We start from the raw sequence: 3,644 nt of genomic DNA, 5'->3' as shown, positions 1-3,644 counted from the left end.
CGGTATCGGGCCATCTTGGCGGTTGACGGCTCAACGCTGGATGCGCTCATCCGCAAAATGGGACTGCTACGCGATATGCCGGAGAACCCGCTGGCAGGAAAGATTACAGCCCTCTTGGACTTATGTACGCGTTTGCCGGAACAGGTGTGGTACGAACGTGATGCCAAGGCCCATGACCAACGGTTCTGGCCCAAGATTTTGTCCGCTGTGAAAGCTGGGAGTTTGTTAATCTTTGATAAGGGATACATCAACTTCTCTATGTTCATCCAACTCGGGCGGGCGCAGGTCACGTTCATCACCCGCAGCAAGTCGAACCTGGTCTACACCCTGGAACAAGCGCTCATCCGCACCGCATCTGTCCATGATTACCTGGTGTGGATTGGCAAAGGTGAAACCCGACAACTCGTCCGCTTGATTGAAATCCAGCATCACGGCAAGTGGTATCGCTATCTGACCAACGAATTGGACGCCGAGAAATTGCCTACCGCTTATGTCGTCGCCCTCTATTGGCAACGCTGGCGCATTGAAGATGCCTATGCTATTGTCAAACGCCTTTTGGGACTGGCTTATTTCTGGTCTGGTTCTCAAAATGCCATCGAGTTGCAAATCTGGGCCACCTGGCTGCTGTATGTAGTGCTGATTGACTTGACTGATGCCGTGGCAGAGCGTCTCAATCTGCCTTTTGCCCGCATTTCCATCGAAATGGTGTATCGCAGCCTGTATTTCTTTACGCAAGCACGTCAACGTGGCGAAACGGATGATCCGGTGGATTTCCTTGCCAAAGATGCAAAGTTATTCGGCATTATCAAGCGAAAACGCAAAACCAGTAAACTTTCACCATTAGAGTTCATCCCGGCTCTCTTGACAAATCCTTCAATACCTTAACTTGTGACCGATGGGCTAATTATTGAAAAGGGATATCCTGCCAATAGAATCCTTGTTGAATACACAGTGCCTCGAAGAACTCCGGGAGACAGGGCTGATATTGTTGTTTTTTGTGACGACAAACTTTCTGACCCCTATTTAGTTGTGGAAACCAAAGCAGAAAGATGCTCTAACAAAGAGTGGAAAAAAGCTATAGAACAAGGGTTTGGGAATGCCAATAGTTTACGGGATACTCGCTACCTGCTAATTGATAAGGGAAAGCAATCCCTTCTTTTTGATATACAAAATCATCCCCCTACTGAACGCCAGAAAAACAGATTAGGAAGTCGAGATGCTTTGGCTACCAACTATGGGATAGCCCAGCAGTTTAGATTAATCGCTGGTGGCAGCTACGATATCCGACCTGTTGATGCAAGAACTTTGGAAATGAAAGTGCGTCGTGCTCATGCGGCGATTTGGGCTGGCGGTAGGCGTGATCCATTAACTGCCTTTGACGAATGGAGCAAACTGCTTTTTGCGAAAATTTGGGATGAACGGCATACTCCCAATAATGCTCCTCGCGAATTTCAAGTATCCGCAAACGAGTCCATTTCTCAAACTGCAAGTCGAGTTCGGAAACGGTTTCGCGAAGCTCAAAGAGGTGACCCCACCATATTTGTCGATTCCCATATCAACCTGCCTGATGACAAAATTGCTGAAGTTGTCCAAATAGTTGAAGACATCGGATTTACGTTGTGCGACTCGGACACTTTAGGTGCTGCGTTTGAGCATTTTTTTGGATCAGTATTTCGGGGTGAATTAGGGCAATATTTCACTCGCAGAGAATTGGCGCGTTTTGTTTGTGGCATCTTGCGGCCTAAAGATACCGACTTTATTCTTGACCCGACAGCAGGTAGCGGGGGATTTTTGCTTGAGTCACTTCTGCAAGTATGGCACTATATTGAAGACAACTACGCTGGTCAACCAGACACCGAGCGCCGAAAAATAGATTTTGCACTTGGACATCTGTTTGGAATAGAAATACACTCCGTACTAAGTCGGGTATGCAAAACGAATTTGCTTATACACAAAGATGGTCATACCAACATTGAAGGGGAGCGTAGCTGTTTAGATATTACATTCACAAATCCCAATTTGCGGCCTGATAGCAGCATTTTTACTCTAGTTGTCGGTAATCCGCCTTTTGGGGATGAGGTTAGGGAAGGAGACAAAGATAGGTTAGGCGATGCTTCTTTGGCTGATTTTGAATTGTCTCGTGGGCGAAATCGCATTAGCAGCGAACTAATTATCATTGAGCGTGGATTACAATTTTTGGTTCCGGGCGGAAGATTGGGGATGGTGATTCCAGATGGAGCGCTGAATAACTCGGGAGAAAGTAGCCAATGTCCATCCTTTAGACGTTTCCTTTTGAAGAACGCAAGAATTGAGATGGTGGTTTCTCTGCCAGACTTCGCATTTCGCAAAGCGGGAGCGCAAAATAAAACCAGTTTGATATTCCTGCAGAAATTTACAAGAGCAGAAAAGCTTGCTTTTGATGAGGCGTATCATGAATACCTATCTCAGAACGGCTTGGAGCAAGATACTCTAACGGTGGCACAAGAAAAGGCAGCCATTCGTTATGCTCTGCAACAGAACCCCTATGCGGTATTTTTTTCTGAAGTTGAGCATATCGGATACACGCCTGCTGGAGATAAATCACAGAGAAATCAGCTTTACTCAGTGAACAACAATAAACGATTGAATTATGATGATCCAACGACTGTTTTAGGGCAATATAATTTGTATTTGCAGGACCCCGACAACTATGCTCCAACTCGTGAGCCGTCGTGCCACGCGATGAATATACTCGACGTGCTAGATGCCCATCCGTCCTACCGTCTTGATCCAAAGTTCCATCTTTTCAACTTGGAGCGTATTCAAGATCCTCCACCCCACATGGTTGAATATAGACTGGGAGATTTATTGATGCGTCGAGAAGAACAAGTTGACCCAAGAGATTACCCCGATGATGAGTTTCTTACATTAACACTAAGTCAGGATGGCGTTCTATCCCCACGAGAGGCTGGCAAAGGACACAACCCTCCATCTTGGCATGGTGCTTACTTCTCAGGAAGTTCACGCTGGTATCGTGCCTATGCTGGCGACTTAATTTATTCTCAGATTGATTTGTGGAAGGGATGTGTGGCTGTCATTCCTCCAGAATACGATCAGGCAATTGTGACACAGGAATTTCCCCTATATCGTATTGTGGACAGCAATATTCTCACACCAGAATACCTTGCATTATTGTTGCGAAGTCGTTATTTTCAAAGGGCAATTCGAGCAATTACCACTGGACATTCTAATAGGCGGCGAACACAGCAGGATGATTTTGAAAACTTGAAGGTGTTCTTGCCAAATGTTGATATCCAGAAGAAGATAACCGCCGTAGTAGAAAAGGCGCGTCGACAGGTTCAGAATGCGAAGAACGGCTATATGGAAATTCTGTCGCGCGTGGAAGATGTAATTTTAGGGAAAGCGCCTCCTACTGATTTCACTTGAGCCACCCAACCATGCATGCACCCGACCCGCCTTCGGCGGTGGGTAAGCGGCGCGAAATTTGCCCGCTGTGGCGCTTTTCAAATCTTCTCGGATTGCCAGATACGGCGGGCAGGTGATGCTCACGTTGGGCGTGTACAGGGGCTTTTTGTACGGCACGTTGACAGGATGAAGCGTTTGCGCCGATTGGGCGTGTCCCCGGCGAAGGCCTGAAGCCCGCG

Annotated in this window: 3 protein-coding genes; 2 read left to right on the top strand and 1 reads right to left on the bottom strand. The window is 47.0% G+C overall.

What is annotated here, in order from left to right; translation table 11 throughout:
• Positions 1–885: IS4 family transposase (locus D6694_03515; protein RMH46509.1), on the top strand; the 885-nt coding region annotated here is incomplete at its 5' end.
• Between the two features lie 3 nt (positions 886–888).
• Positions 889–3,426, top strand: coding sequence for a hypothetical protein (locus D6694_03510; GenBank protein ID RMH46508.1), 2,538 nt, complete (start codon positions 889–891; stop codon positions 3,424–3,426).
• Here the strand turns inward: D6694_03510 and D6694_03505 are convergent.
• Positions 3,394–3,644: hypothetical protein (locus D6694_03505; GenBank protein RMH46507.1), on the bottom strand; the 251-nt coding region annotated here is incomplete at its 5' end. The genes D6694_03510 and D6694_03505 overlap by 33 nt on opposite strands.

Source organism: Gammaproteobacteria bacterium (genome assembly GCA_003696665.1).
Classification (GTDB): Bacteria; Pseudomonadota; Gammaproteobacteria; order Enterobacterales.
The sequence above is the reverse complement of the archived record's forward strand: the minus strand, read 5'-3'. Positions and strand labels throughout refer to the sequence as shown.